1 protein-coding gene is annotated in these 905 nt (G+C 43.9%); it reads left to right on the forward strand.

The genetic code is table 11. From position 1 onward, the window contains the following. Positions 1–75: 75 nt before the first annotated feature. Positions 76–905, forward strand: an 830-nt coding sequence (locus AB4585_RS19015; RefSeq protein WP_372170589.1) for an IS5 family transposase, incomplete at its 3' end; no start/stop codon positions are given.

Genomic DNA, 905 nt, shown 5'->3' on the forward strand with positions numbered 1-905 from the left:
GTTGTTGCCTAAATTAGTTGAACCTTTTCCAAGTCCTGTGATCTGATCATTTGAAACGATTGGAATGGTGGTGATATGGGTAAAGCAAACAAGAAGATAACTAACTGGACGGAGTACAATAAGGCTCTTTGTAAACGTGGTTCGGTTACATTCTGGATAGATGATTCAGCCGTAGATGCATGGCGATGCAAAACTCATCATGGTAAGCGTGGGAGAGGCTTTCAGTACTCTGATACAGCGATTGAAACCGCCTTGATGATTAAGGGCATCTTCTCTCTTCCTTTACGTGCTCTTCAAGGCTTTATCGACTCTATCTTTGAGCTATTAGATGTTCCACTAACGTCCCCTGACTACACCTGTATCAGTAAACGCTCGAAGACAGTTCAGGTCAAATATCGCAATAAATCGAGAGGGGCTATTCGCCATATAGCCATTGATTCTACTGGCCTCAAAGTCTTTGGTGAGGGGGAGTGGAAAGTGAAAAAGCATGGTACAGAAAAACGTAGGACATGGCGCAAACTGCACTTAGCTGTGGATGTGGATACTCACGAAGCGATTAGTGCGGAAGTCAGTCTTGTAAATGTAGGCGATAGTGAAGTGTTACCGACGTTACTCAACCCACTACGTAGAAAGGTCGCTGCCGTATCCGCCGATGGAGCATATGACACAAAAAATTGCCACGAGACTCTGAAAAATAAAGGCTGTACTCCGTTAATACCGCCTCGAAAGAATGCAGCTCTTTGGGAAGACGGTCATCCCAGAAACAAAGCGGTAATGGCTCTGAGAGATGGAACAATATCGGAATGGAAAACAGAGTCTGGTTATCACTATCGTTCAATATCTGAGACTGCTATGTCCCGATATAAAGGACTAACAAGCGATAAATTGAGCTTGAGATGTTACAA

Origin of the sequence: Vibrio sp. 10N.222.49.C9, from assembly GCF_041474985.1 — a bacterium.
GTDB lineage: Bacteria > Pseudomonadota > Gammaproteobacteria > Enterobacterales > Vibrionaceae > Vibrio > Vibrio crassostreae_C.